The organism is Maritimibacter dapengensis (assembly GCF_019218265.1).
Taxonomy (GTDB): Bacteria; Pseudomonadota; Alphaproteobacteria; order Rhodobacterales; family Rhodobacteraceae; genus Maritimibacter; species Maritimibacter dapengensis.
In genome coordinates, this window is the sequence record NZ_JAHUZE010000003.1 from 363,921 (window position 1) to 389,808 (window position 25,888).

Sequence of the window (25,888 nt, forward strand, 5' to 3'; positions counted from 1 at the left end):
CGCCATTGCGGCCCCTTGGAGCTACTTGATACCACTTACCTCATGCGTCTTGCTCGTTTCCTTCTGATCGTCATCGTGGCTGCTGTCGTCATTGCGACAGCGACGCGTCTCTTCGATGCGCCTGCCCTATTGGCTTGGGCCTCAGACGTTCAGCGCGACGTTCAGAATGCGATGGCGGACAGCCTTCGCGCCATCCGGGCCGGAGACCCCTGGGCACTTCTAACTTTGTGCTCACTGACCTTTGCCTACGGGTTCGTTCACGCAATCGGTCCTGGCCACGGCAAATTCCTTCTCGGCGGCGCGGCCCTCGCCAATCGCGAATCCTTGCGTCGGCTGACAGCACTGACAGTGATCTCAAGCCTCGCACAGTCCATGACAGCGATCGTCCTCGTCCTGATCGGCGCGGGCCTCCTGTCCTTCACCAGTTCCTACCTCGTGTCCGTCACCGAGGACATCCTTGCACCCGCCAGCTACGGCGCGATCGGTCTGATCGGCGCATACCTCGTCCTGCGCGGTGCGCGCAGCCTTTGGCATGCCCTCGCGTCGATGCCCGCAACGCCGACGGAACACGACCACAGCCACAAGGGACATCACCACGACGATTTGGATTGCGGTTGCGGTCATGCCCACGGCCCCACGCTCGAGCAGGTTCGCGACCGGATGAGCCTGCGCGAAATGGCGGCGCTCGTCGGAAGCATCGCGATACGCCCCTGCACCGGTGCCTTGTTCCTCCTGGTCATCGCCTGGAGCCTCGGGCTTTTGCCCGCCGCCATCCTCGCGACATTCGCAATGGGTTTGGGGACCGCCAGCTTCAACCTGATCGTCGCTGGTTCCGGGTTTGGTGCCCATTCACTCCTGTCTGTGGTCGGCACGAGCGCCCGCATCTCACCCCTCGTGTCGCCCGTCGCGCAGCTCACCGCCGGTCTGATCGTCGTCGCCGCATCGGTGGGCATGCTCGTTCTCTACATCTGACGCGCGGAATGCGGCCGGCGCGCAGCGGCATATGTTGCCGTGCTGCTGCTTCCACCCTATGCCTTGTCCATGCGAAAAACGTTGTTGCCATGCCTCTTCGTCGCCTGCTCGCCTGGCCCGAGCCTCGCACATCCCCATATCTTCATCGACACCGCATTCACGCTGGTGATCGAAGACGGGATGGCAACGGCCGTCCAGATCGACTGGGCCTATGACGCCTTCTATTCGATGCTGATGATCGAGGAATATAGGCTCGACGCGGACGGCGACGGGTTGCCGGAACAGACCGAACTCGATGCCCTAGCCGGGCATGACGTCGATTGGGACGCTGGATTTCCCGGACACTTCGTACTTTCCCTCGACAATGGAGCGGTTTCCTTGGGAAGTGCCGTGCACCATCAAGCCCGGTTCGAGGACAATCGCGTTATCACGTCGCATGTCCGCCCGATCGAAACCCCATTTCCGATAACGTCACATCGCGTAACCGCCCGCGCCTATGACCCGACGTATTTCGTGGCCTACGACGTGCCGAAGCCTCCCGCCGTCACGGGCGCGAACTGCACGTTCGAGCGCGAGGAAGCCGACCGAAAAGCGGCACAGGCGGAATACGGCGAGGCGCTCGACGCCATCGACAGAACGGAAGATCCGTTCGAAGTGATCGAGGTTCCGGATATTGGCATTCTTTTCGCCGACAGGTTCACACTCCGGTGCGATAACTGAGGAAGCCCAGACAGGCCCAGAACATCGAGCGAGGCCGAGATGACCAAACTCACCTTTCCTGACAAACGCCACACCGCGCCGTTTTTCAAGCGGGCGCTCATGTACCAGACGTTCGATGGAAGCTGCGATGCCTGCGGGCAGGTCTTCGAGCATCGTACAACCGATCCCGCAAAGGACGTGGCCTGTCTTCTGTGCTACTTTGTGGACCGGATTGGGCAACTCGAAGTTGCCATGATGGAGGGCTACTGATGAGCGATCGGCGCGAAACAGTCACCATCACACCTGTGCTGCGCAAGGCCGCCGACGATCTGCTGGCGTTTTCAGACGGGGACGCGAACGAAGCGGCTGGCATGGCGGTCGCGAATGCCGACCGCGACGATTTCTCAAGCGATGGCGAGTTCTGGTTTGCCTACGATCTCAGGTGCCTCTGTATGCTCCGTGCCAATGCAGCTTACGAAGGCTACACGCTGATCGAAATCATCGACGTGAACCCGCCGCCCCATGAACTGCGCAAAATCTACGATTTAGAGATTCCGACATGAAACGCCGTACCTTCATTGCAAGTGCTGCCGCCGCAAGCCTGGCACCTGCCCTACCCGCCGTTCCCGCGCCGCTTGGCCTCCCGCGAAAGGACTCATGGGAGTTGGCGTTGCATGCGATGAGCGTTCAGGATCGCGCGATGCATGGCCTTTGGCTGTACAGCTTGGACCTCGCGAACGAGAATGAGTCGCGCGGCGAGTTGACCTCGGCAAACGCCAGCATGATCCGTGAAACGACACGGGCCACGATGCGCGCGCACGGGACACCGGACATCACACACGCTCAGCTTATGGATTGGGAGCGCCGGCAGGCGGAGGAACGACGCACAGGTTGAAGCCGCAGTCGTCTCGATGCAATGTGTCGGCACTGGGATTGCGTCGGGGGCTGGCAACGATCCAGCCTGCTCTTTGATGAGTCAGAGCGAACCGAACGGACGGTTCTGCCGGATGCTGTCATGACAACTAGGCCCGCCCTTGCGGCGGGCTTTTTGCGTCAATGTGATGGGTCGCACCCCCATCGACCTACGTCCAAACAGCTTTGGAGCGAGCCGGAACCAGAACGTTTGGAGGATGACCGGCCAAGTAAAACGCTGCGATGGAGCGATCACCTTCGTCTCGGCCCTTGCCTGCTGACTGGCGGGGTGACGCGGCGCGGAATTGCTTCGGCGTGCCTATCCGCCCTTGCCCTTGTGTCTGAAAGCGGCGAGCGCGCCGCGGCCACTGACCTGTTTGAAGAATTATGCGCAGACCGAGCCTGATTGCTCAGAGCCCTTCTTCCAGCCGACGAAACGCTCGCGACCGAATGTCAGAACGAGATCGCCCCACGCAACTTGCCTGACCACGCCCGCAGGACAGCCGGCGACCCCGAGCTCCTGTCGATTCCCGACCTCGCGATCCATGATCGGAATGACGCCGCGCGGCGATCGTCCGAAGTCGATCCTCTCGCTGCGCCCTGAGATTGCCAGGCCTTGCGCATCCGGCACAAAAGTCACGCCCTGACGGGCATTTCCCGCCGCACGGTTGCCGGTCATGTCGTTACCGCATCCCGATAATGCGGCGGCGACAACCAGACCTACGTATGTACGCTTTCCATACGTATTCCATACGCGAAACATACGCGTCATTTGGGCGAGCGTTTGGCCAGAATCCGCTGCAGCGTGCGCCGGTGCATATTGAGTCGCCGGGCGGTCTCGGACACGTTACGGTCGCATTGTTCATACACCCGCTGAATGTGCTCCCAACGCACTCGATCCGCGCTCATCGGGTTCTCCGGAGGCGGCGGAAGTTCATCGCCACGATTGAGAAGCGCCTTGGTAATGTCGTCGGCATCCGCCGGTTTCGACAGGTAGTCATTGGCCCCGATTTTCACAGCCGCCACGGCCGTCGCGATTGCGCCGTATCCGGTCAGAACTACCACCCGCGCATCTTGACGCCTCTCGTGAATCGCCTCGACGACATCGAGCCCGTTGCCGTCCCCGAGTCGCAGATCGACAACCGCGTAAGCCGGCGGACGTGCCGTCGCGATCGCGCGGCCGGCGGCCACGCTATCCGCTGTTTCAACCGAAAAGCCGCGTTTCTCCATCGCGCGGGCAAGTCGCTTCAGGAATGGTTCATCATCGTCAAGAAGCAACAAAGACTTGTCTTCGCCAATATCCAGTTCAACGGCCTCGCTCATGGCGTGCCCTCCTGCCTGTTCGCATTCACGAAGCTTTATGCATCAACCTGTGCCCGGTCAAATTGATGTATGTCAAAGGCAGGAAATCTAACTGCTACCGTATCCGGCCGCATCCGCGTAACACTCGACCGTTTCGCGAATGCTCTGCGGGCTGTCGTCGCGCTTGAAGAACTCGACAAAACCGACTTCGGGCAGCACCAGGTACGTGAAGGTGGAGTGATCGACCAGATAGTATTCCGGGTCCCCGTTTTCTTCTTTCTTGTAGTACGTCTTGTATGCCTGCGACGCCGCTTTGACCTGCTCGGGAGACCCCGTGAGACCGATCATGTCGTCGTGGATATAGGATGTGAAATCAGCCACTTGCTCGACGGTGTCGCGTTCCGGGTCGATTGTGATGAAGGCCATCTGCGCGTCGTAGCCATCGCTCTGTATCATATCCAGCGCTTCGGCGTTGCGGGTGTTGTCCAAAGGGCAGACGTCGGGACAGAACGTGTAGCCGAAATAGAGAAGCGTCGGCTTTGTGAAGACGTCCTGATCCGTCACCGTCTCGCCGTCTTCCCGCACAAGTTCGAACGGACCGCCTATCGCGGCGGCCCCGGACGCCACTGTACTGGAGCTGCACTGAGCGAACTGGTTGTTGCGCCCGTTCTGGTAAACCCAGACGGCACCACCCGCCACCACAGCCGCCAAAACGACGGCCCCAATGATTGCCACAGTTCTATCCATGTCGCGCTCCTCGAAATTTCCGCGCATTGATCGACCATCTGCCAGGGTCTAACAAGGTGAGAATTTGTCCCACATGCTCACAAAGGTGCGAACATGCCAGAGACAGGCGCGGCATTGTTTGACGAGGACCAGCGGCGAAGCTGGATTCGGCTTCGCACGCTGACGACACTCCGCTGGGTTGCCATCGCCGGTCAGGCCGGGGCTATCGGCGTGGCCGACCGCGTCTTCGATCTGAGGGTCGAGCTGGGCTTTTGTGCCGCGGTTATCGGGTTGTCGATCATTCTGAACATCGCGCTTCACTTCATCTATCCCGAGAACAAGCGGCTTGATGAACGCGAAGCTATTCTGATGCTTCTTTTCGATACCGCGCAGCTTGGTTTGCTCATCATCCTCACAGGCGGATTGAACAATCCATTCGCGGTGTTGATAGCCGCACCTGTGACGGTCGCTGCCACGGCTCTCTCGCTGCGATCGGCTCTGCTCGCGGGTGCGGTCGCGGTTGCTCTGACCAGCTTCTCGGCTGACGTATATCTGCCGCTCCTGCGCGCTGACGGCACCGAAATGCTCCTGCCGGACGTCTTCATTTTCGGATCCTGGGTCGCAATCGTCGTCGCCATCGGGTTCATTGCCGCCTACACCCGACGGATTTCCACGGAAACCGAAAGCATGAGCCAGGCCCTGCTCGCCGCGCAGATGGCGCTGGCGCGGGAACAGAAGCTGACTGACCTCGGCGGGGTTGTCGCCGCCGCGGCACATGAACTCGGAACGCCCCTTGCAACGATCAAGCTGGTCTCTACGGAAATGGCGAGAGAGCTTGAGTCCGGCTCCGACTTGCGGGAAGACGCCGAACTGATCCGAGACCAGGCGGACCGCTGTCGGGATATCCTTCGCGACATGGGTCGTGCCGGTAAGGACGACCTTCACTTGCACCAGGCGCCCTTCATTGCCGTCGTGGAAGAAGCCGCCGAGCCACATAGGGACCGCGGCAAGACAGTTTCCATCGACGTGACGAAAGGCGAGGCCCCCATGATCGTGCGCCAGCCCGAAGTCATTCACGGGTTGAGAAACCTGATACAGAACGCCGTCGATTTCGCCGCCACGACGGTCTGGGTCGAGTTGAGCGCGAGCGATCGAGCGATGACGGCGAAAATCATGGACGACGGTCCGGGATACCCGCCGCACCTGATCGGCAGAATCGGGGACCCGTTCATACGGCGGCGCCGATCGTCGCCCGACAGGAGCCGCCCGGAATACGAAGGCATGGGACTTGGCCTGTTCATCGCGAAGACGCTCCTTGAACGCACGGGTGCGACGCTCACCTTCACGAACGGGACAGAGCCCTACACGGGGCGTTCGCAGCCCGGCGAACGTAGCGGGGCCATTGTCGAGGTCACGTGGCCTCGCGGGAATGCGGGGATAGAGGCGACAGAACGGCTTCCCGCGCTTGGCGAGAACCTGCGGTTTTCCGAGCATTGACACGAACCACGCCTGATCGTGGCACATTAAAACTTCGTTAACCAACGCGGCGTTAGGGTTTCAGGGAACAAAGAACCTGGCCTCGATGATAACACCTCTGCTCGCCATCACTCTCGTGCTCGCCGCCTTTCTGGTCGCCTATTCGATCCTTGTCGTGATGGGACACCTCGAGACACGGCACATTTCCGCGATGCGCGACCAGACGGCGGAAGAACGGACCTCCATAACGTTCATTTTCGATGACGAAACGTTGTGCGATGCAACTCCGGCGGCGCGCGACCTGCTCGCCAGCGGACCCGCGCGCGGCAGCGATTGGTCGCGTCTCGTGTTCCTGCTCGAACCCCGGTTTCCCCGGTTGAATGAATGGATCGGGGATCTGGCCGAAACGGGCGTGATGGACAGACCTTCGAAAGACGGAACGAGCCAGCTTCATGCGGAATGGCACGATGGTATCGCCCGGATCACGCTCAGGTCGACCGGCACTTCTCAGATGACGCTTGCGCTTGATCAACACGCGCTCGCCGCGATGGACCGAGAGCTGGAAACCCTTCGGGCGGCCACCGAGCGAACGCCTTTTGCAATTTGGCACGAGGCCGCCAACGGGAATATTTCCTGGTGCAACAAGGCCTATCTGGACCTTCTGGATGCAATTGACGGTCCCGAAGAGACCACCAACTGGCCACCGCGCCGGATTTTCGACATCCCGCTCTCAGGCAATACATCGAATGACGGGGAGAACCGCGTACGGATCGCATTGTCACCCCCGGATGCGGAACAACGGTATTGGTACGAGGTGGACCGCCGCCCATTTTCGGACGGCCAGCTTTGCACGGCGTTACCGGCAGACGAAATCGTTCGCGTGGAGGGCTCTTTGAACGAATTCGTCACGACACTGACCAAGACCTTTGCGACCCTCCCCATCGGACTCGCGATTTTCAATCGCGAACGGGAACTGGCGATGTTCAATCCTGCCTTGCTGGATCTCACCGCTCTTCCGGTCGATTTCCTGTGCGCCAAGCCGACGCTTTCGTCCTTTCTCGATCGACTGCGTGAGTTGCAGATGATGCCAGAACCGAAGGACTACAAAACCTGGCGTCAGCAGGTAGCAGAGCTTATCACGCAGGCGCGAAACGGAACCTATGAACAGAACTGGACACTTGTGGGCGGGCAGACCTACCGGGTCACCGGGCGACCACACCCCGATGGCGCGGTCGCGTTCCTGTTCGAAGACATTTCAACCGAGATCTCTCACGCAAGACGTTTCCGCGCGGAAATCGAGACCATGCAGGCGGTGCTCGACGCCAATCTGAATGCCACGGCGACGTTTTCGAGCTCAGGTATGCTATCGGTCTTCAACCGCGCATATGCGGATTTGTGGGGCTACGATCCGAATGGCTTCGGGGGTAAGGCGTCCATTCTCGATGCGACGACACGTTGGACCGCCGAAAGCACCCCGACGACAGCCTGGCAGGATGTTCGTGCCTTCATCACCCAACTCGGCCCACGAGAGGCTTGGAGCACGAACGTATCACTGACCGACGGCCGTGCGCTCAGAATACGAGTCGTTCCTATGCCCAACAACAATACGTTGGTGGAGTTCAGGCGCATCGTGCGGGGAAACCGGGAAGAAGGCTTGCCACACGAAGGGCTGTTGCAGGAACGTTCCGGCTGATCTGGGCTTGTCCTGCTGGGTCGGCGGGCTACAAAGATCACATGAATTCGCCGGCGATACGTTCCGTGACATTTGACAGCCCGGAGGGCACCTCCGAATTCGCCGCCTGTCTGGGCGAGTTGATGGCTCCCGGCGATGTCGTGCTCTTGTCCGGTCCGGTCGGAGCAGGCAAGTCGCATTTCGCACGCAGCCTCATACAGACTCATCTGAAACGATCCGGCTGCTTCGTCGAGGACGTCCCCTCGCCCACCTTCACGCTCGTTCAAACGTACCATTCTGGTGAAACCGAGATCTGGCACGCGGATCTTTATCGCCTTACGCATACCGACGAAGTCGAGGAACTTGGCTTGATGGACGCGTTCGACACCGCAATCTGCCTCGTCGAGTGGCCCGACCGGCTTGGCGATCTGGCGCCCTCGAATGCTCTCTCGCTCACCCTCGAACCGGAAGATGTCGACGTTTTTCCGGAAAGGCGCGTTATGACGCTCACATGGCAGGATCCGAAGTGGACGACAATCCTGGAAGCCGCTCTGAGAAAGGCCCACGCATGAGCGGCCGGGGCACGATCATCACCGGCTTTCTGGAGCGAATTGGCTGGGGCGACGCGACGCGGCATATGCTGGCCGGTGACGCATCGAACCGAAGATATGAGCGGCTCGATCTGCGTGGCCAACCCGCGGTGTTGATGGATGCCCCGACAGACAAGAACGAGAGTGTAGGGCCATTTGTCGAACTTGCCCGGCATCTTTGCGGCATCGGATTGTCTGCGCCCCGCATTTTTGCAGAGGACCGTAAGAACGGGCTTCTTCTGATCGAGGATCTTGGCGACGATCTTTTCTCATCCGTCCTGCGCCGGGACCCATTGGCAGAGCAGCCACTCTATCTTGCAGCCACCGATGCCTTGATCGCGCTGCATAGCGCAAACCACCCAGAACACGCGCCGAATTATGGGCCCGCTAAGATGGTCGAGACCGCAGGGCTCGCGTCGGACTGGTACGCCTATGGCGCGACCGGGCGGCGCTCTACGGCAGGAAAGGCGGCCATCGCAAATGCGCTCTCGAACGCGTTCGCTTGTCTGGCACCGTGGTCGCCTGTTCTCGTCCTGCGTGACTATCATGCAGAGAACCTCATCTGGCTTCCGGATCGGGAACCTTCTCATGCGAAAGTCGGGCTTCTCGATTTCCAGGATGCGGGTTTGGGACACCCAGCATATGATCTCATGTCGCTGGCCCATGACGTACGCCGCGAAGTGGCACCGGAGACCCGCGCCGCGATGATCCGTCGATATGCTGAAGCCCGAAACTTGGACCGTGTCGATTTCGAACAGGCCTGCGCCACGGTTTCGGCCCAGCGCAATCTTCGCATTCTTGGCGTCTTTGCCCGACTATCCATGCATTTCGGAAAGCCGCGATATGTCGACCTGATCCCGACGGTCTGGTCGAACCTGCTTGGCGATGTGTCGCACGAAAACCTGGCCGACCTGGACCGAACGGTGCGCATGCACCTGCCAGAACCCACCGAAGCGATCCTAAACGAATTGAGAGCGAAATGCGCGACCGTCCCGACGCTGTGATGATTTTCGCCGCCGGTTTCGGAACGCGGATGGGGAGCCTGACGCAAGACCGGCCCAAACCGATGCTCGAGGTCGGCGGGCAACCGTTGATCGACCATGCGCTCGACCTCATCCGTGCAGCAGGGATTAAGACCGTCGTAGCCAATCTCCACTTTAAACCCGATGTCCTTGCTGCGCACCTTGCCCCCAAGGGCGTGGCGCTGTCACTCGAACCCGAACGCATCCTTGAAACTGGCGGTGGCCTGCGGCAGGCAAGAACCCTTCTTGGCTCGGATCCGGTCTTCACCCTGAATTCCGACGCGGTCTGGACAGGCCAGAATCCACTGACCCGTTTGGCGCAGGCCTGGAACCCACAAGAGATGGATGCGCTTCTCATGCTGCTCGAGCCGCAGGATGCGAATGGCCACACCGGGCCGGGGGATTTCCTGCGTGACGGCGACGGTCGCCTGTCGCGGGGACCCGGGCTTATCTATTCCGGTGCGCAGATCATCAAGACGGACGGGTTGGACGCGATCCGAGAGGACGTCTTCTCCCTGAACCTCTTGTGGGACCAGATGCTCACGCACGACCGCCTGTTCGGAATCGTGCATAAGGGTGGCTGGTGCGACGTCGGTCGACCGGAAGGGATTGCGCTGGCAGAATCGCTCCTTCAATCTGCCGGAGATGTTTGACCCCAGCCCGATCCCCCGCGTGTTCGCTCAAGCACCCGGCGTTGACTTTCCCAAAGCTGTCGTCGATGGCCTGCGCAAGCGACTGTCGGATCAACCACCCGAAGCGATGTCCCGCGTCACGCTGTTTGTGAACACGACGCGGATGGCACGGCGTATGGCTGCCCTCTTCGATGAGGGCGAAGCGAGTTTGTTGCCCCGGATCCGGCTCATAACGGATCTTGGTCAGGATGCGTCCATGGCCGACCTGCCGCCCGCAGTCTCACCGCTCAGACGTCGACTTGAAATTTCGGCGCTTGTCTCGCGGCTGCTCGAAAGTCAGCCCGACCTTGCCCCGCGCGCAGCGATCTATCCTCTGGCCGACAGCCTTGCGCGGCTCATGGACGAAATGCAGGGCGAGGGCGTCCACCCGTCGGATTTGAGAGAGCTCGACGTTTCGGGACATGCCGACCATTGGAGACGGAGTCTGGCGTTCGTTCAGGTCGTCGAGCGCTTCTTCGGTGCGGACGGCGATGAGCCGCCGGATCTGGAGGCACGTCAGCGAATGGTGATCCAGCGGCTGGTCGACAATTGGGGCGAGACGCCGCCGACCAACCCGGTCATTGTTGCAGGTTCGACCGGATCCCGTGGCGCGACTCGCATGTTCATGGAGGCGGTCGCCATGCTGCCGCAGGGTGCTTTGATCCTGCCCGGCTTCGATTTCGATTTGCCGCGATCTGTCTGGAATTCGATGAAGACCACGCTTACCGCGTCCGATCATCCGCAATTTCGTTACCGGTCGTTGATGGACGCGATCGGTCTGACACACAGCGACATTCGAACGTGGCATTCCGTCGACGCACCCGCGCCGCGTCGCAACGCATTGGTGTCACTTGCCCTGCGCCCCGCACCGGTCACGGACCAATGGCAAGAGGAAGGGCCGGCATTCGAAGGCGTCGAACAGGCAACGAAGGGACTGACCCTTATCGAGGCGCCATCGCCGCGTGCCGAAGCTGCATCCATCGCGCTGATCCTGAGGCAGGCCGCTGATGCAGGTCGGACGGCGGCCCTCATCACGCCGGATCGCGTTCTCACGCGACAAGTGACGGCCGCGCTCGATCGCTGGGGCATTCGACCCGACGATTCGGCTGGTCGCCCTCTCCCGTTGTCCGCTCCAGGCAGATTGCTGCGCCACGTTTCTGACATGCGGGGAAGAACCTTGTCAGGTGTCGATCTGCTGACCCTTCTCAAGCACCCCCTGACCCATTCGGGTGCAGACCGTGGCGATCACCTTCGTCTGACACGCGACCTCGAGCTTGAAGCGTTGCGCAAGAACATGCCCTTTCCAAATGAGCGAAACCTGTTCGATTGGGCAAAGCACAAGGAGGATCGTGGGCCTTGGGTCAAATGGATCGTCTCTATTCTAGCTGAACTCGCCGATTCAAGCTCGGATGCCTTGACCGATCACGTCACACACGTGATCGACATTGCCGAAAAGATCGCCGCTGGATCCGCGGCCAGTGGCAGCGGTGGATTGTGGGAGAGAGAAGCCGGGAGAGAGGCCGCACACATTTCGGGTGAATTGATGCGCGAGGCGGAACACGGTGGTGATATGTCGGTCGCGGACTTCCATAGCCTGTTCACCGGCGTTCTGAACCGAGGAGAAGTGCGCGACCCGAATGAACCGCACCCTTTGATCCGAATTTGGGGGACACTGGAGGCCCGCGTTCAGGGGCTAGATCTCGCGATCCTCGCCAGCCTGAACGAAGGTGTCTGGCCCGAGAAACCTGGCGCAGACCCTTGGATGAACCGCGACATGAGGGACAAAGTCGGGCTCTTGCTCCCGGACCGGGAGATCGGCCTTTCCGCGCATGACTTCCAACAGGCCATCGGTGCGCCGGAAGTCGTCCTGACACGGGCGACCCGTGACGATGAAGCCGAAACCGTTCCGTCACGTTGGATGAATCGGATCACTTACCTTTTGCAGGGCATGTCGAACGAAGGCATGGCTGCGTTGCAGGGGATGCGTGATCGCGGAAACGCCTGGCTCACGCTCGCGCGGCGTCTGGATGCGCCGCAGGAACATGTGCATCGCAAGCCGCAAGCGAAGAGACCTGCACCAAGACCGCCTGTGGCTGATCGCCCGCCCGATCTGAGCTTCACCGAAGTCGCGAAGTTGATCCGCGATCCATATGCGGTTTATGCAAGCCGGATTCTTTGTCTCAGGCCGCTTGACCCGTTGCATCAGGAGCCTGATGCCGCCCTGCGCGGAACTGCAATTCACGATGCGCTGGAACGGTTCGTAAACGAACGGGTCGAAGGTGAAACGCCCGTCGAGCAGCGTTCGCGCCTATTGCAGACCGCGCGCGACGTATTCGAGGAAAAGGCACCCTGGCCTGCTGCGCGATTGATGTGGCTAGCGAAGCTCGAAAGGGCGGCCGACGCATTTCTGGCTGATGAGGCGACCCGCATGAACGCGGCGAGAACAATCTTCACGGAGCAGAAAGGGCGAGCACAGATCGGCCCGAACGGGTTCATCCTGCACGGGCGCGCGGACAGGATCGACCGGCTGAACGATGGAAGCCTTGCCATTTACGATTACAAGACCGGTTCGGTGCCGACAAAAAAGCAGCAGCTGGCCTACGACAAGCAGCTTCTGCTGGAAGCGATGGTCGCGCGGCACGGTGGTTTCGAAAACGTCGGTCGCGCCGCGACGTCCATGGTCGCCTATATCGGTCTGGGTTCTGACGCGAAAACCACCGAAGTTCCGGTCGACATTGATACGCTGGATCGCATTGAAGAGGAATTTGTCTCTATCATTGCCGAATTTGGTGTTCGGAGCCGCGGATACGAGTCCCGCCGTGTCGTTTTCCGAAGCAGCGCCCAGTTCGCTGGCGACTTCGACCATCTCGCCAGGTTCGGGGAATGGGACCACAGCGACGCGGCGCACGCGGAGGATGTCGGGGGATGAAATTCGACGATGCAACGCAGGCCCAGATTGACGCCGCGGATCCTGACACCAACACCTGGCTCTCGGCGAATGCAGGCTCGGGCAAGACCAAGGTATTGACCGACAGGGTCGCCCGGCTCCTCCTCTCAGGCGTCGTGCCACAAAATGTGCTCTGTCTCACCTACACCAAGGCTGCGGCCAGCGAGATGCAGAACAGATTGTTCAAACGCCTTGGCGAATGGGCGATGCTCGAAGATACGCGCCTCAGGACACAGTTGGCCGCGCTCGGTGTTTCCGGCGAACCGGACCTGAAGGAAGCACGACGCCTTTTTGCCAGAGCGGTCGAGACGCCCGGTGGGCTGAAAATCCAGACCATCCACGCTTTCTGTGCGTCGATCCTTCGCAGGTTTCCGATGGAAGCAGGGGTTAGCCCGGATTTCCAAGAGATGGACGAACGATCGGGCGTTCTTCTTCGAAACGAAGTGGTCGAAGAGATGGCGCTCGGTGGAGATCGTGAACGTGTCGAAGCGTTCTTGCGGCACTTTACGGGAGCGGAGCTGGATGCCTCCCTCGCCGAAGTCTCCTCAAACCGGCTCGCATTCGTTGATGAGGTTTCATACGAAACCGTGGCGGGATGGTTCGGGCTTGGCCCCAGGGACACGCAAGCCGAGTTGATCGCAGGCGTTTTCACGTCGGACGTAAAAACCCTGTTCGAACGCGCCGTGCCAATTCTTTCAGGCTTGTCTTCGACCATGCAGTCACAGGCGGCGCTGCTTGCCGAGATCGACCTCGACGAGCCCGGTATCTCTGACTTGCAGTTACTGTTCGACGCCGTGCTCATCAAGTCCGGCACACCTAAGAAGACGCTCCTCACCAAGGACGCGATTGCCAAGATGGGGGACGACGCGGAGCGCTACCGCGACCTTGCAGAAGATGCTGCCGACGCGTTCGACCGCTTGAAAACGTTGGGCGCAGCCGAGCGCACATTGGCGCTTCATCGATTCGCGCGTCGTTTCGTCCAGCTTGTGGAAAGCCGAAAGGCAGAACGCGGATGGCTCGACTTCGACGACCTCATTCAATTCACCGCGCGCCTGCTGACGCATTCCGACCTGGCCCAATGGGTGCTCTTCCGGTTGGACGGCGGCATCGACCACATTCTTGTCGACGAAAGTCAGGACACAAGCCCGGCCCAATGGCAAGTCATCGCACGCCTTGCCGAGGAATTCATGTCCGGTGAAGGCAGCCATGCGGGAAGGACCTGGTCGCTCTTCGTCGTGGGCGACCCGAAGCAATCCATCTACTCGTTCCAAGGCGCGGACCCGGCAGAGTTCCTGCGGATGAGGGACTGGTTCCGCGAAAAGCTTCTGGCAGTTCAAAGCCCGCTGAAGGAACTCCCCCTAAAGCATTCCTTCCGTTCATCGCCGGCGATCCTTTCCTTGGTGGATACGGCCTTGGAAGCGACGCCCGGGTTGGGTGACGCAAAACCGGATCATCTTGCCTTTTTTGGCGACAAGGCCGGGCGGGTCGACCTGTGGCCGTTCTTGGAGAAGACCGAAGAGCCGGAAGCGAAGCCGTGGCACGAACCGGTAGACGAGGCCGCCCCGACCGACCACAACGTCGTGCTGGCGAAAGCGGTGGCGGATGAAATCAGCCGGATGCTCGAGTTCGAACAGGTCCCCAAGGAAATCGGCTTTGCGCCAGTCACTCCCGGCGACATCATCGTTCTGGTGCAGCGCAGGTCGGAGCTGTTCCATCACATCATTCGAGCGTGCAAATCCCGGGGTATCGCTGTCGCCGGTGCAGACAGGTTGAAAATCGGTGGCGAGTTGGCCGTCAAGGATCTGACCGCGCTGTTGAATGTGCTTGCCACGCCGGAGGACGATCTTTCGCTCGCCGCGGTCTTGCGTTCGCCCCTGATAGGCTGGTCCGAAAACGAATTGTATCGACTTGCACGCGGTCGCAAGAGGTACCTTTTCCGGGCATTGCGGGACGCCGGGCCCTCGGCCGCCCTGAATATGCTCTCCGACCTGAGGGACAACGCGGATTATCTGCGACCCTATGACCTGATCGACCGGGTTCTGACGCGTCATGACGGTCGTCGGCTGCTTACGGGACGGCTTGGCGCGGAAGCGGAGGACGGGATAGACGCACTGCTGGCGCAGGCACTTGCCTACGAGCGAATGGAAGTGCCCTCATTGACTGGGTTTCTGACGTGGCTTGCGGCCGATGACGTAGAGATCAAGAGACAGATGGACACGGATGCCAAAGAAGTTCGTGTCATGACAGTGCACGGTTCCAAGGGTTTGGAAGCGCCCGTCGTAATCCTGCCAGATACCGCCAAGCGCGATATTCGTGGCCGGGGCGAGATTTTTGACTTCGATGGGCATGCAGTCTGGAAGCCGAAGGCAGACGAAACGCCCCAGATCCTGTTGCCGGGACTGGATGCCGCCAAGGACCGCGAGCGCGAAGAGAGAGCGCGTCTGCTTTATGTCGCGATGACCCGTGCAGAAAGCTGGCTCATCGTGGCCGGGGCGGGAGACAATGGGAAAGAGGCCGAAGATTCCTGGCACGGCATTATCGGATCAGGGTTTGGAAAGCTGGAGCCAGAGGCGACCGAAACACCTTTGGGCACCGGCCAACGATACAGCAGAGGGTCGTGGCCTGCACCGGAGCGCCACGACATTGTAGCGGATGCGGACCTCGTGACGGCCTTGCCCGATTGGCTGGAACTGCCAGAGCAGGGACGGGCCAAACAGCCGAAGCCTCTGATCCCGTCACAACTGGGTGGTGACAAGGTCATTACAGGCGCTGGAGCGACTTTGGACGGTGACGCCGCCATGAGACGAGGACGGCAGTTGCACAGATTGCTCGAGTTTCTGCCAAGCTACCCCACAAGCGAATGGGACCATCATGCATCCGCTTTGCTCGCTTTCGGCGAAGATGCGGCGCGGGAGGACGAGTTGGAAGATCTTATCCTCGAGGCGCGTTCCGTGCTGGAAGCCGAGCACCTATCACATCTGTTTGAGGACCGGACCTTGGCCGAAGTCGGAATTTCGGCGCCGGTCGATATTGCCGGACACACCCGCATGCATGGCGTGATTGACCGGCTGGTCATCGAGTCAGATCGCGTCATCGCCATAGATTTCAAGTCGAATCCGAACGTTCCCGAAAGAGCTGAAGACATCCCGGAGGGCATATTGCGACAACTCGGCGCTTACGAAGTTGCATTGGCGGCCTTGTATCCGGACCACGAAATCGTCTCGGCCGTCCTTTGGACAAAGACCGCGACGCTGATGCAGGTGCCCGAAGGGTTGGCCCTGCGCGCATTTGGTCGCCTTGACGCGGATGATGTCGCTACCTAGTTTCCTCATCAGCTATCATTCAAGGAGAACTCCTCATGTCGACCGTCGCTGTCACCGACGACACTTTCGAAGCGGAAGTGCTTAAATCCGATGTCCCCGTCGTGGTGGACTTCTGGGCAGAGTGGTGCGGCCCGTGTAAGATGATCGGACCCGCTCTGGAAGAACTGTCTGCCGAATACGGTGACAAGGTGAAGATCGCCAAGGTCAACGTGGACGAGAACCCGAATTCGCCGGCGCAGCTTGGCGTTCGTGGCATCCCGGCGCTGTTCATGTTCAAGGACGGTCAGCCGATCTCGAACAAGGTGGGCGCGGCCCCGAAAGCGGCGCTGCAAAGCTGGATCGACGAATCGATCTGACGCTTATCCTGCAGGATCAACTTGAACGCCCGGACCGATTGGCCCGGGCGTTTTTCTTTGCGTCATTCTGATGCGCAAAAAGAAACCCCGGCCGATTGGCCGGGGTCTCCGATCGAACCGGGGTGGCCCCGGAAGCGATCCTTAGCAGATGGTGGTGTTCACCGCGCAGAACACGCCCACGCCCACGAGAGCGAGGAAGATCAGCGGAACGATGATGCCGGCGTTCGACGACGACGACGACTGTTCCACGATGATTTCCGGCTCGACGATCGGGTCGACGAGTGCACCAGCCTGAGCGGCAGTGGCGGCGAGAGCTGCAACGGCAGCAACGATCATGACTTTTTTCATTTCGGTTCTCCAATGTCCCCCCGGATTATCCGGGAATGTTTCGGTTGCGCTTGGATAAGACCGAGAAAATCAGGAATTTTAGGGATTTGCAAAAGAAAAGACCCCGCCTGACGGCGGGGTCCCGGAATTTTTCGGAACTGTGTCCGAAAAGAAACCTTAGCAGATGGTGGTGTTCACTGCGCAGAACACGCCCACGCCCACGAGGGCGAGGAAGATCAGCGGAACGATGATGCCGGCGTTCGAGGACGACGACGACTGTTCCACGATGATTTCCGGCTCGACGATCGGGTCGACCAGGGCACCGGCTTGAGCGGCGGTAGCGGCGAGAGCTGCAACGGCAGCAACCAGCATGACTTTTTTCATTTCAATCTCCAATTGTCCTTCCGACGCCTACACGCCGGAACAAGGGTAGTTCTGTACCTCGTAGTTTCGCAGAAAACAGGAACACCGAAAAAATGCAACTGGTTTAGGGCGAAACAGGTCCGGGGTGTCAGATAAGCAACACCTGTGTTCCCACATTCGCGAGGGCAAAAAGCTGTGAGATATGCTCGTTGTAAAGGCCGATACAGCCGTTCGACGAACGCCGCCCGATCTTGCGGGTGTCGTGGGTGCCGTGGATGCGATAATACGTCCAGCTGAGATAAAGTGCGTGCGAACCCAAGGGGTTATCCGGGCCAGGGCCGATGAACTCTGGCCATTCGGGATTGCGCTTGCGCATCGCCGGGGTCGGACGCCAGGACGGGCCTTCGACTTTTTGCACGACGCTGGTACGCCCCTTGCGGGTCAAATCCTCGGTCAGCGGGACCGAAGTCGGGTACAGCTTGTAGACCCCGTCATTGTTCCAATAGTGCAAGGCGCGCGAGGTGATATCGACCAGGATCGCGCCGTTGTCGAGATTGGAGAAATAGGGCCGCCAGTCGAGCGACCGGAAGCTGGAGATATTGCGCCGCACAACTTCGGACAGATCGCGCTCGACCTCGGTCGAGTTTTCGGTCTGCGCGAGGGCCGGAGCGGCCGACGCCGTGCCGAGAGCGGCCACGCTGGATGCGAGAAACCCCCGGCGGCTGAATTTGTAGTCGAATGAGCCTGTCATTGCTCGAGACCTCAGGTTTTCTGGAATTCACGGCTTCGTATATGGCGGAGCACCGCCGATCGCAAATCAATCCAATGTCAACGCGCCGATTTTTGCGCATCCGAAATTGAATGTCGGGATGAGAACGGCTAGGACGACCCCGTCATCAGGATCACTGCCGGACGAACGAACATGATCACCCGAAGCGCACTTCTCGTCACCCTCATGCTGGCCCTCGTGGCTTGCAGCTCGACCCAGCCGATGCGCATGGGCGCTGACGGTCGGCCCATGCCGACGGTGAATCGCATCTCGGCTAGCGACGAGAGCCGCATTCCTTATCGCGTCCTCGATTCCGTCAATGAACTTCGCCGGGCGGCCGGGGTCGCCCCGGTGCAGTTGAACAGCCAGTTGACCGCCGCCGCCGCCACCCATGCGCGGGACATGTCGGTGCAGAACCGTCCCTGGCACTTCGGTTCGGACGGTTCGTCGCCAATCGACCGGGTCCGTCGCGCGGGTTACGGCGGGATGATGATCGGCGAAACGATTTCCGAAACCTTCGAGACCGATCTCGAGACCCTCTCGGCCTGGATGAGCCAGCCCGACACCCGTGCCATCATTCTGGATCGCCGCGCGACCAACATGGGTCTCGCCTGGTATCAGGAAGAAAACGGCAAGATCTGGTGGACGCTGCTCATGGGTGGTTGAGCCTGCGAACTGGTCGAACCGAAATTCAAAAAGGGGCGCCGGGCGCCCCTTTGTCTTTTCCGCCGATCCAAATGCGGTCACTCGACGGGCTCGCCCTCACCGATCAGGTCGACGTCTTCTCCGATAACGACCGTGCCGGTTGCAGAGCCGGCCTCTGCCGCCAGAACATCGTCTATCGAAGGAAGTTCGTCCGTGACGATCGCGGACTCGCCCGTCGCCGGAACCGGAGCCAGTGTGCCTTCGACTTCTGGTGCCATTCCCGCAACCAAAACGGTGGATTCGCCACCTTCCATCACGGGAATCGGGGTCGAGGAAGGAATGATGTGGATTGGCGTGCCATTCCGCACCATCGCATAGATATCCTCGATCTCCTTGTTGGTGACGGCGATGCATCCCGCCGTCCAATCCTTTTTGTTTCGGTCCGACGACTTGGTTGGCCCACCATGAATGAAGATATCACCGCCGGGGCTGACACCCGCCTCTTTCGCCCGTTCCCGATCTTCGGTGTTGGGATAATTGATGCCCACCGACAGATGATAGGCGGAATCGGGATTGCGGCGGTCGATGTAATACGTGCCTTCGGGCGTCCGGCCATCGCCCTTCTGTTCCTTGTGACCATCCGGGGCGAAGCCAAGGTCGATATCATACGTGGCCAGCGCCCTGTCATGGTGCATCAAGTACATCTTGCGCGTACCCTTGAAGACGAAGATTTCGGTTACTTCCGGCCCGTTGTATGTCTTGAACTTCGACGAACAGGCCGCAAGCCCGAATGCCGTCACCACAGCCAAGACTGCCATAATTCCGCGGGTCATCATATGTCCCATTCTCATTGAACTGCCTGCTTCCATTTACTCTATTTTCCACAGGCTGAGAAGGCTTTCAGCGCGTGAACGTCGCCGCCAACTCGACATGCGCAGACCAGCGGAATTGGTCCACCACGACCAACCACGACAGATCGTATCCGGCAGTCGTTAATATTTCTGCGTCGCGCGCGAAAGTCACGGGATTGCACGACACGGCCGCGATGCGCGGAACACCGCTCTTCGCGATTTCACGTACCTGGGCCTCGGCACCTGCGCGAGGTGGGTCTATGACCACGGCGTCGGCGGAAAGCTCGTCGGAGAGGAGCGGGCGTCGGAACAGATCCCGGGTCTCGGTCGTGACGCTATGGAGACCGCTCGAATGACGCCATCCGGCATCCAGCGCGGCAAGCATCGCCGCGTCGCCCTCGACCGCATGCACCTCGGCCGCTGCGGCGAGTGGGAGGGTGAACGTCCCCGCGCCTGCAAAAAGGTCTATCACCCGTTTTGCATCGCCGACCGCTTCGCGCACGGCGGCAAGTAACGCGGCTTCACCTTCACGGGTCGCCTGTAGAAACGCGCCGGGTGGCACCGTGACGGGCGCAGTGCCGAACTTTTGCGCTGGCGCTCCCGTCATCGCAATGACCTCGCCGTTCCAAGTGAGGCGCGCAAGTCCATGCTCCCCGACGATCTGCGCAAGAGCGGTCTCCAACGTCAGGTCGAGCGGCTTGCCCCCGGTGACCGCGATATCAAGTCCCGCGACGGATTCCGTTAACGTCAGCCGCAATTCGCCCTTCCGCGACCCTCCGGCGATGGTGAGTGCCCGCGCGGTTTCGATCCCGGCAAGCAAGGCCGGGGAAAGCAAATGGCAATCGGGGATCTCAGTCAGGACATCTGACCGCGGGGCGTGAAACCCGACCAGCGCACCTTTCTTGGTCCGGCGTGCCGTGAGAGTCGCGCGCCGTCGACTCTGTGGCGGCGATGTCGCTATGCCCCGGACGTCGGTCGCGAGCCCTCGCGCCGCCAGCGCCGCCTCGACCACAGACACCTTCCAATTCGCCACGAATTCGTCGCTGGCGTGTTGCAACGCACATCCGCCGCAGGATTTGTAGTGGCGACAGGGCGCTTTCACCCTATCCGGAGAAGGAGTGAGCACTTTCGGCTCGGCAATACGGCCGTCATGCACGCTGCCGTCGACTTCCTCGCCCGGCAGGGTGCGTGGCACGAAGACCGGACCTGCCGCGATCCCGTCGCCCTGATGCCCGAGTCTCTCGACGAAGATGCTCATGCCCGATCCATCAGAGATTGCCGATCCAACGCGAAATCTGACGCGATCCAATCGGCCTCCAGCCGTTTGAGCGTTGCGCCCAGCGCGGCGCCTTCATGGCGCGGCATGAGGTCGGCGGCGGAAAGCGGAAATCGCGCTTCGGCCCCCCGCGCGATCTCGGCGGTGAGGTTGGGCGGCAGTGGGGATTCCAGTAGGGCCGCGTTCAACAAAACCACGTCGAGCGCCGTATCACGGCCCAGACGGTAGCCCAGCGCGGCCGGAGGTTGGGGATCACCACGGTGGGCAAGCAAGAGCCCGAGTTGTCGGTCGTCCACCTTGGACAGGCGCAACGCTTCCCGGTGGTCTGTGCCGCCCAGAACCGCGAGGCGCCGCAGCGCGGCGGGTTTCGCACCTGCCTCCTCCTCGAAATGCACAAGGGGGGCAAGCGCCACGGTCGTCAAGCCCGTCATTACCTGACCCAGTGCCCCGGTATGTTCCATTGCGGCGACGGCTGGTGCGGGATCGGGTGCGGCGAGCAACTTGAGCATCTCGGCCCCAATCCGTTCCCGGCTGAGTGTTTTGATCCCCTCGGACAGCTCGGCGATCGCAGCCAGAGCGTCAGGGTCAAGACCCTCGTCCTCATTGCCATACCAAGCGTGAAACCGAAAAAAACGAAGGATACGAAGGAAATCCTCACGTATTCTTGCATGTGCATCGTCGATGAACCGCACGCGCCGGGCCTTGAGGTCCGTGTATCCGCCAAGCGGGTCGACCAGCGTGCCGTCAGGTTCCGCATAGAGCGCGTTCATTGTAAAATCGCGCCGATGAGCGTCATCTTCCAGACGGTCTGCAAACACCACGACGGCCCTTCGACCATCGGTGTCCACGTCGCGCCGCCACGTAGTGATCTCGAACGGAGTATCTTCGGCCACAACCGTGATCGTGCCGTGCTCGATACCCGTCGGGACCGGGTGAAACCCTGCCTTTTCGGCTAGCTTAGTGACCATTTCCGGTCGCGCGTTCGTTGTGATGTCCAGATCCGTTACCGGCTTGTCCATCAGGGCATTGCGCACACAGCCTCCGACGAAATGTGCCTCATATCCGGCTTCGGTCAGCATCGCACACACAGCTTGGGAAACCGGCGCCTCGATCCAATCCGCCTCGATTCGCCCGGGCGACATCATGACGCCACCCGATCGGCCAAGACCCTGAGCATCCGGGCCGTCGCGCCCCAAATGTAATATGGTCCCCACGGCACGGTGAAATAGTGGCGCTTCACGCCCCGGTAGTATCGACCTTCAACGACATACCTTTCGGGGTTCATGACGTGGTCGAACGGGACAGAGAAGATCTCGGCCACTTCGCCGCGCTCGGGACGCCAAACAAATGGCTCTCGAACCAGACCAACGACCGGCGTCACGTTGAACGCCGTGATCGTTTCATGAGGCGGCAAAGTACCTATGATTTCAACGTTGTCCGGCGCAAGTCCGATCTCTTCATCAGCCTCTCGCATTGCGGCGGCGATCTCATCGGTATCGACCGGGTCGACCTTGCCCCCTGGAAAAGCGATCTGACCTGGATGATGCTTCAGCGCCGAGGACCGCTGGGTCAGGATAAGCGACAGACCGCCCCGCGTATCCCGATAGAACGGGACGAGCACGCCCGCTGGCCGAAGCGTCTGTACCTTTGGACGGAACTGGGGATTAAGGTCGAAATCGGACGACCCGCTTCCCCGGCCACCCCGCACCGCGCGTTCGAGCGCGGCCTGTGCCTTGTCCGCGTCAGTCACCGCCACCCGGTGCATCCTTACCCAGAACCTTTGGATCGAATTCGTAATGCGCGCCGCAGAACTGGCAATCCGCCGTTACGATTCCTTCATCCGTGGTCATCGTCGCGATGTCTTTTTCCGAATAGATCGACAAGCTCTGGATCACCTTTTCGGATGAACAGGTGCAGCCGAATTCCACGGATTGAGGATCGAACACGCGCGGTCGCTCCTCATGGAACAGGCGCACGAGCAGTTCGGTCGGCTGAACTTCGGGACCAATCATTTCGTCCTGTTCCACGCTGTCGAGAAGGATGTTCGCGCGGCTCCAATTCTCACGCTCATTGTCGTCCGAGAATATGTCTTCGGCGGTCAGTAGCCCCTCTTCACCCGATCCGCCGTCTTTCATCAGGGGCGACGCCTTGGGCATATGCTGGAGCATTACGCCGCCAGCGCGCCACATGCCGGATTCCTTGAGAAACGACAGGATGAACCGTGTCGGCAATTGCTCGGACTGGGCGAAATAACTCTGAGCGCAATCGGACAGGCTTTGCCCGGCAATGGGCGTGAGCCCGGAATAGGGCGTCGTGCCTTTGCCCTGGTCAATCAGGATGGCGAAATACCCGCGTCCGATCTGCGCGAACGGTGCACCCTCAGGGTCGAGCCGCTCCTCATCGAAGCTTGCGTAGGCCCGCACGCGTCCGGGCTCACCTGCGCGCTCGGGTGCGTAGTAATCCGTTGCGATCAGACGCGCGGGCCCATCGCCGCGCACCTGAAGTGACAGCTTCCAACGCAGCTTGATCGTCTGGCCGATCAGCGCGGTCAGGAGCGTCGCCTCGGCCACTAGTGCCTCGACTGCTGGCGGGTAGTTGTGCTGCACAAGCACTTCGTCGAGCACGCCATCAAGACGTGCGACGCGACCGCGGACATCGCTTGCATCGAGTTGAAAGGGAAGGATCGTGTCATCCCATGCGATTTGAGAGCCTAGGCTCATGGTCGGTTTTCCTTGCTGTTCTGGCGTGGCATACCGCACCGATATAGGGGGGGCAACAGAGCGAGGTCGAGCCGTGCGCCGATTTGGTGAACCGATCGTGAAGGGTCAAAGCTACCGCCCAAGACCGGGTGCCTATGCAATCCTGCCGCGACGCGGCCGGCTGCTATTGACCCATCAGGCAGAACCGACCCCGGAATTCCAGCTTCCGGGTGGCGGCATAGACCCCGGAGAATCCGTCCTCGCGGCACTGCACCGCGAAGTGCTTGAAGAGACCGGATGGCGCATTGCGCAACCTCGTCGGCTCGGCTTTTTCCGCCGTTTTACCTATATGCCGGAATACGAACTTTGGGCCGAAAAGGTCTGCCATATCTATATTGCGGATCCCGTCCGACAACTGCACGAGCCCACCGAACCGCTTCATGAGGCCGTATGGATGGATGCCGACCTCGCGCTTGTGCAGCTTGGGAACGATGGAGACGCCCAGTTCGTCGCCAATCACGTTCTGGCGTCTGGTTCGCGATAGGTCACGACGGCGCAAGACAGATCGTCCATCAAACCATCCCCTCCCGCGAAACTGTCGAGATCCCAGACCATCGCCTCGATCATCTCTTGCGCAGGCAAAGCTGCGCTTTTCGCGACGATGGCCGCGAACCCGGTTTCTTCGAGTTCCTGTCCAGACCTGTCAGGGCATTCCGTGAAACCATCGGAGTAAAGGATCAAACGATCCTGTGGCTCCAAGACCAGCGAGAAACTCTCATAGGAAGCATCGGTTACGAGCCCGATTGGGAGCCCGCCATTCCCATGGAAACTGACCGATTCATCTGCGTGAAGCACGACTGGGTTCGGATGCCCGCACTGCGTGATTTCGGTTTCGCCTGTCGATAGACACACATAGGCGAGCGTCATTGTGAAATAGAGATCCGATTTCATGTCAGAGAGCATGATTTTGTTCAGCATGTCGGCGACTTCCGCTGTCGGTCTGACGCGAAACCCGCCCTCTGGCTGTTGGATAAGGGCGACGTTCTGCGCCGGGGCCGCGTCCGACAGGTAGCCGGCAATCCGCGCGGACAGCAAAGCAGATGCAATGCCATGCCCGGAGACGTCGATGGCGAATATGCCGATCCGATTGTCTGGAAGTTCGAACGCGCCGACCAAATCGCCGCCAACATGCCCCGATGGTTTCAGGAGAAGCGCAACCTCGGCGGTGCCGAAGGTCCGAAGCCTGTCGCGCACGAGTGACTGCTGCATCTTGCGAGCTTCTATCAGGTCACGATTCAGTGCATCGTAGAGTAATGAAATCTCCTCCAACGTTGCGACGACCAGCCGGTTCTTTTCGTTCAACTCCCGCTCCATCCTGAGGATGCGTTCGCCCGCGGCGATTCTCGCCCTGAGTTCTTCGGAATTGATTGGTTTGGTCAGAAAGTCGTCTGCTCCGATGTCGAGCCCCTGCGCCACTGCACCCTTTTCGTTCTTGGACGTCAGCAGGATGAAGTATCCATAAGTCTCACGCGGTAAAGCGCGGAACTTTTGGCACAGCGTCAGCCCATCCATACCCGGCATCATCCAATCGGAAATAACCAGCTCGATTTCGGTGCTTCGGGCAATGGCCAAGGCTGCTTCGCCGCTCTCGGCCTCGATCACGTCGAAGCCTAGCTTCGTCAACGTCGCGACAAGAAGGCGGCGCTGGGCGCGGCTATCATCGACCACAAGCACGCGTCGGATCACGTTGCCGGAGGGGCCCGCATCATCAGGTTTGATGTTCTTCGAAAGCAGCGGCACGAACGCCCCCCGTCTTGCTCGGGACCAACCGCCCGTGCGCTACTTGTGACAGTCGCCGATTAATGCCGGTTTAAACGTAAAACTTGAGCTTTCCGGGAGTAGGTAACCGAGTTTTAAGCCCGTGCCGCCAACATGAGCGAAGGAGGTGCCTATGATCGACTGGTCCCGCGTCAACGAGCTCAAATCGGAAATTGGGGAGAATGATTTCACAGAGGTCGCCGAGATGTTTTTGGAAGAGGTCGAGGAGGTGATCGACAGACTACGCACCGCTTCGGTCGCATCCGAACTGGAAAAAGATCTGCATTCCCTGAAATCCTCGGCGCTCAATCTGGGGTTCAGTAGGTTTGCGACCCTGTGCGCCGAGGGTGAAAGCATCGCGGCAGCCGGCAAAGACGTAACGCTTGGTCCGATAATCGACTGCTACATTGCGTCCAAGGCGGATTTCGCGACCGGTGCGCCAGCTTAGGCGGGGCTTTTCGGGCTCCCGCTC

General features: G+C 60.3%; 27 protein-coding genes and 1 pseudogene. 16 read left to right on the forward strand and 12 right to left on the reverse strand.

The window, feature by feature from the left end; all coding sequences use genetic code 11:
- Positions 1-15 precede the first annotated feature (15 nt).
- From KJP28_RS13955 to KJP28_RS13975, 5 genes are read left to right on the forward strand one after another with little or no spacing between them, the layout of a single operon-like run.
- Positions 16-972: a nickel/cobalt transporter gene (locus tag KJP28_RS13955; protein WP_218393228.1), complete on the forward strand. Its 957-nt coding sequence runs from the start codon at positions 16-18 to the stop codon at positions 970-972.
- A 39-nt stretch (positions 973-1,011) separates the two neighbouring features.
- Positions 1,012-1,692 carry a DUF1007 family protein gene (locus KJP28_RS13960; RefSeq protein ID WP_336245340.1) on the forward strand — a complete coding sequence of 227 codons (681 nt, stop codon included), beginning with the start codon at positions 1,012-1,014 and terminating at the stop codon, positions 1,690-1,692.
- Between the two features lie 39 nt (positions 1,693-1,731).
- The gene (locus tag KJP28_RS13965; protein WP_218393229.1) at positions 1,732-1,941 is read left to right on the forward strand and encodes a hypothetical protein; all 210 of its coding nucleotides are present in this window, start codon (positions 1,732-1,734) and stop codon (positions 1,939-1,941) included.
- Positions 1,941-2,234, forward strand: a complete 294-nt coding sequence (locus KJP28_RS13970; RefSeq protein WP_218393230.1) for a hypothetical protein — start codon at positions 1,941-1,943, stop codon at positions 2,232-2,234. Before KJP28_RS13965 ends, KJP28_RS13970 begins: the two co-directional genes overlap by 1 nt.
- Entirely contained in the window at positions 2,231-2,566 is a 336-nt protein-coding gene (locus KJP28_RS13975; protein ID WP_218393231.1) for a hypothetical protein, read from the forward strand. The genes KJP28_RS13970 and KJP28_RS13975 overlap by 4 nt, the downstream gene beginning before the upstream one ends.
- A 402-nt stretch (positions 2,567-2,968) precedes the next feature.
- Here KJP28_RS13975 and KJP28_RS13980 read toward each other — a convergent pair whose 3' ends face one another.
- The 3 genes from KJP28_RS13980 to KJP28_RS13990 all read right to left on the reverse strand — a co-directional run bounded on the left by KJP28_RS13980 (position 2,969) and on the right by KJP28_RS13990 (position 4,632).
- The gene (locus KJP28_RS13980; protein ID WP_218393232.1) at positions 2,969-3,262 is read right to left on the reverse strand and encodes a hypothetical protein; all 294 of its coding nucleotides are present in this window, start codon (positions 3,260-3,262) and stop codon (positions 2,969-2,971) included.
- An 89-nt stretch (positions 3,263-3,351) separates the two neighbouring features.
- Complete coding sequence (locus KJP28_RS13985; RefSeq protein ID WP_218393233.1) at positions 3,352-3,906, reverse strand: ActR/PrrA/RegA family redox response regulator transcription factor; 555 nt, start codon at positions 3,904-3,906, stop codon at positions 3,352-3,354.
- Between the two features lie 87 nt (positions 3,907-3,993).
- A complete protein-coding gene (locus tag KJP28_RS13990; RefSeq protein ID WP_218393234.1) occupies positions 3,994-4,632 on the reverse strand; it encodes an SCO family protein in 639 nt (212 codons plus the stop codon).
- A gap of 93 nt (positions 4,633-4,725) precedes the next feature.
- Here KJP28_RS13990 and regB point away from each other — a divergent pair, with 93 nt between their 5' ends.
- The 8 genes from regB (at position 4,726) to trxA (ending at position 16,668) form a co-directional block, all read left to right on the forward strand.
- Positions 4,726-6,108, forward strand: a complete 1,383-nt coding sequence (regB, locus tag KJP28_RS13995; RefSeq protein ID WP_218393235.1) for a sensor histidine kinase RegB — start codon at positions 4,726-4,728, stop codon at positions 6,106-6,108.
- Positions 6,109-6,193: 85 nt separating this feature from the next.
- On the forward strand, positions 6,194-7,780 hold the full coding sequence (locus KJP28_RS14000; protein ID WP_218393236.1) for a PAS-domain containing protein: 1,587 nt from the start codon (positions 6,194-6,196) through the stop codon (positions 7,778-7,780).
- Positions 7,781-7,845: 65 nt separating this feature from the next.
- On the forward strand, positions 7,846-8,331 hold the full coding sequence (tsaE, locus tag KJP28_RS14005) for a tRNA (adenosine(37)-N6)-threonylcarbamoyltransferase complex ATPase subunit type 1 TsaE (protein ID WP_418887932.1): 486 nt from the start codon (positions 7,846-7,848) through the stop codon (positions 8,329-8,331).
- Positions 8,271-9,353: an aminoglycoside phosphotransferase family protein gene (locus KJP28_RS14010; protein ID WP_255552397.1), complete on the forward strand. Its 1,083-nt coding sequence runs from the start codon at positions 8,271-8,273 to the stop codon at positions 9,351-9,353. Before tsaE ends, KJP28_RS14010 begins: the two co-directional genes overlap by 61 nt.
- Complete coding sequence (locus KJP28_RS14015) at positions 9,329-10,024, forward strand: nucleotidyltransferase family protein (protein WP_218393238.1); 696 nt, start codon at positions 9,329-9,331, stop codon at positions 10,022-10,024. The genes KJP28_RS14010 and KJP28_RS14015 overlap by 25 nt, the downstream gene beginning before the upstream one ends.
- The gene (addB, locus tag KJP28_RS14020) at positions 10,017-12,971 is read left to right on the forward strand and encodes a double-strand break repair protein AddB (protein WP_218393239.1); all 2,955 of its coding nucleotides are present in this window, start codon (positions 10,017-10,019) and stop codon (positions 12,969-12,971) included. Before KJP28_RS14015 ends, addB begins: the two co-directional genes overlap by 8 nt.
- The gene (addA, locus tag KJP28_RS14025) at positions 12,968-16,312 is read left to right on the forward strand and encodes a double-strand break repair helicase AddA (protein WP_218393240.1); all 3,345 of its coding nucleotides are present in this window, start codon (positions 12,968-12,970) and stop codon (positions 16,310-16,312) included. The genes addB and addA overlap by 4 nt, the downstream gene beginning before the upstream one ends.
- A gap of 35 nt (positions 16,313-16,347) precedes the next feature.
- Entirely contained in the window at positions 16,348-16,668 is a 321-nt protein-coding gene (gene trxA / locus KJP28_RS14030) for a thioredoxin (RefSeq protein ID WP_218393241.1), read from the forward strand.
- A 141-nt stretch (positions 16,669-16,809) separates the two neighbouring features.
- On the opposite strand, the gene KJP28_RS14035 is transcribed toward trxA, so the two are convergent.
- The 3 genes from KJP28_RS14035 to KJP28_RS14045 all read right to left on the reverse strand — a co-directional run bounded on the left by KJP28_RS14035 (position 16,810) and on the right by KJP28_RS14045 (position 18,109).
- Positions 16,810-17,016, reverse strand: coding sequence for a hypothetical protein (locus tag KJP28_RS14035; RefSeq protein WP_218393242.1), 207 nt, complete (start codon positions 17,014-17,016; stop codon positions 16,810-16,812).
- A 156-nt stretch (positions 17,017-17,172) separates the two neighbouring features.
- Positions 17,173-17,379, reverse strand: a complete 207-nt coding sequence (locus KJP28_RS14040; protein ID WP_218393243.1) for a hypothetical protein — start codon at positions 17,377-17,379, stop codon at positions 17,173-17,175.
- Positions 17,380-17,506: 127 nt separating this feature from the next.
- Positions 17,507-18,109, reverse strand: a complete 603-nt coding sequence (locus tag KJP28_RS14045) for a L,D-transpeptidase (protein WP_218393244.1) — start codon at positions 18,107-18,109, stop codon at positions 17,507-17,509.
- Positions 18,110-18,280: 171 nt separating this feature from the next.
- Here KJP28_RS14045 and dalA point away from each other — a divergent pair, with 171 nt between their 5' ends.
- Positions 18,281-18,793 (forward strand): divisome-associated lipoprotein DalA, encoded by a 513-nt coding sequence (gene dalA, locus KJP28_RS14050; protein ID WP_218393245.1) that lies wholly within the window; start codon positions 18,281-18,283, stop codon positions 18,791-18,793.
- 314 nt (positions 18,794-19,107) lie between these two features.
- Here the strand turns inward: dalA and KJP28_RS14055 are convergent.
- The 5 genes and pseudogenes from KJP28_RS14055 to hslO all read right to left on the reverse strand — a co-directional run.
- Positions 19,108-19,590, reverse strand: a pseudogene (locus KJP28_RS14055) (L,D-transpeptidase family protein); the annotation flags it as partial.
- Positions 19,591-19,672: 82 nt separating this feature from the next.
- Entirely contained in the window at positions 19,673-20,881 is a 1,209-nt protein-coding gene (locus KJP28_RS14060) for a class I SAM-dependent RNA methyltransferase (protein ID WP_218393246.1), read from the reverse strand.
- Complete coding sequence (locus KJP28_RS14065) at positions 20,878-22,041, reverse strand: CCA tRNA nucleotidyltransferase (protein WP_218393247.1); 1,164 nt, start codon at positions 22,039-22,041, stop codon at positions 20,878-20,880. The genes KJP28_RS14060 and KJP28_RS14065 overlap by 4 nt, the downstream gene beginning before the upstream one ends.
- Positions 22,041-22,664: a CoA pyrophosphatase gene (locus KJP28_RS14070; RefSeq protein WP_218393248.1), complete on the reverse strand. Its 624-nt coding sequence runs from the start codon at positions 22,662-22,664 to the stop codon at positions 22,041-22,043. The genes KJP28_RS14065 and KJP28_RS14070 overlap by 1 nt, the downstream gene beginning before the upstream one ends.
- Positions 22,642-23,619, reverse strand: a complete 978-nt coding sequence (hslO, locus tag KJP28_RS14075; protein WP_218393249.1) for an Hsp33 family molecular chaperone HslO — start codon at positions 23,617-23,619, stop codon at positions 22,642-22,644. Before hslO ends, KJP28_RS14070 begins: the two co-directional genes overlap by 23 nt.
- A gap of 73 nt (positions 23,620-23,692) precedes the next feature.
- Here hslO and KJP28_RS14080 point away from each other — a divergent pair, with 73 nt between their 5' ends.
- A complete protein-coding gene (locus tag KJP28_RS14080; RefSeq protein ID WP_336245341.1) occupies positions 23,693-24,142 on the forward strand; it encodes an NUDIX hydrolase in 450 nt (149 codons plus the stop codon).
- Here the strand turns inward: KJP28_RS14080 and KJP28_RS14085 are convergent.
- Positions 24,115-25,398, reverse strand: coding sequence for a PP2C family protein-serine/threonine phosphatase (locus KJP28_RS14085; protein ID WP_336245342.1), 1,284 nt, complete (start codon positions 25,396-25,398; stop codon positions 24,115-24,117). The genes KJP28_RS14080 and KJP28_RS14085 overlap by 28 nt on opposite strands.
- 151 nt (positions 25,399-25,549) lie before the next feature.
- On the opposite strand from KJP28_RS14085, the gene KJP28_RS14090 reads away from it, so the two are divergent.
- A complete protein-coding gene (locus KJP28_RS14090) occupies positions 25,550-25,864 on the forward strand; it encodes an Hpt domain-containing protein (RefSeq protein WP_218393251.1) in 315 nt (104 codons plus the stop codon).
- Positions 25,865-25,888: the final 24 nt, after the last annotated feature.

Bases quoted from the DNA above. Each gene is read 5' to 3' on its own strand.
- KJP28_RS13980 (WP_218393232.1), bottom strand. From the start codon at position 3,262: ATGACCGGCAACCGTGCGGCGGGAAATGCCCGTCAGGGCGTGACTTTT.
- trxA (WP_218393241.1), top strand. From the start codon at position 16,348: ATGTCGACCGTCGCTGTCACCGACGACACTTTCGAAGCGGAAGTGCTT.
- dalA (WP_218393245.1), top strand. From the start codon at position 18,281: ATGATCACCCGAAGCGCACTTCTCGTCACCCTCATGCTGGCCCTCGTG.
- KJP28_RS13970 (WP_218393230.1), top strand. From the start codon at position 1,941: ATGAGCGATCGGCGCGAAACAGTCACCATCACACCTGTGCTGCGCAAG.
- KJP28_RS14065 (WP_218393247.1), bottom strand. From the start codon at position 22,041: ATGTCGCCCGGGCGAATCGAGGCGGATTGGATCGAGGCGCCGGTTTCC.
- regB (WP_218393235.1), top strand. From the start codon at position 4,726: ATGCCAGAGACAGGCGCGGCATTGTTTGACGAGGACCAGCGGCGAAGC.
- KJP28_RS14060 (WP_218393246.1), bottom strand. From the start codon at position 20,881: ATGAGCATCTTCGTCGAGAGACTCGGGCATCAGGGCGACGGGATCGCG.
- KJP28_RS14070 (WP_218393248.1), bottom strand. From the start codon at position 22,664: ATGCACCGGGTGGCGGTGACTGACGCGGACAAGGCACAGGCCGCGCTC.
- addA (WP_218393240.1), top strand. From the start codon at position 12,968: ATGAAATTCGACGATGCAACGCAGGCCCAGATTGACGCCGCGGATCCT.
- KJP28_RS14090 (WP_218393251.1), top strand. From the start codon at position 25,550: ATGATCGACTGGTCCCGCGTCAACGAGCTCAAATCGGAAATTGGGGAG.
- KJP28_RS14040 (WP_218393243.1), bottom strand. From the start codon at position 17,379: ATGAAAAAAGTCATGCTGGTTGCTGCCGTTGCAGCTCTCGCCGCTACC.
- KJP28_RS13990 (WP_218393234.1), bottom strand. From the start codon at position 4,632: ATGGATAGAACTGTGGCAATCATTGGGGCCGTCGTTTTGGCGGCTGTG.
- KJP28_RS14015 (WP_218393238.1), top strand. From the start codon at position 9,329: ATGCGCGACCGTCCCGACGCTGTGATGATTTTCGCCGCCGGTTTCGGA.
- KJP28_RS14045 (WP_218393244.1), bottom strand. From the start codon at position 18,109: ATGACAGGCTCATTCGACTACAAATTCAGCCGCCGGGGGTTTCTCGCA.
- KJP28_RS14010 (WP_255552397.1), top strand. From the start codon at position 8,271: ATGGCAGGATCCGAAGTGGACGACAATCCTGGAAGCCGCTCTGAGAAA.
- KJP28_RS14000 (WP_218393236.1), top strand. From the start codon at position 6,194: ATGATAACACCTCTGCTCGCCATCACTCTCGTGCTCGCCGCCTTTCTG.
- KJP28_RS13965 (WP_218393229.1), top strand. From the start codon at position 1,732: ATGACCAAACTCACCTTTCCTGACAAACGCCACACCGCGCCGTTTTTC.
- KJP28_RS13975 (WP_218393231.1), top strand. From the start codon at position 2,231: ATGAAACGCCGTACCTTCATTGCAAGTGCTGCCGCCGCAAGCCTGGCA.
- KJP28_RS14035 (WP_218393242.1), bottom strand. From the start codon at position 17,016: ATGAAAAAAGTCATGATCGTTGCTGCCGTTGCAGCTCTCGCCGCCACT.
- KJP28_RS13985 (WP_218393233.1), bottom strand. From the start codon at position 3,906: ATGAGCGAGGCCGTTGAACTGGATATTGGCGAAGACAAGTCTTTGTTG.
- hslO (WP_218393249.1), bottom strand. From the start codon at position 23,619: ATGAGCCTAGGCTCTCAAATCGCATGGGATGACACGATCCTTCCCTTT.
- addB (WP_218393239.1), top strand. From the start codon at position 10,017: ATGTTTGACCCCAGCCCGATCCCCCGCGTGTTCGCTCAAGCACCCGGC.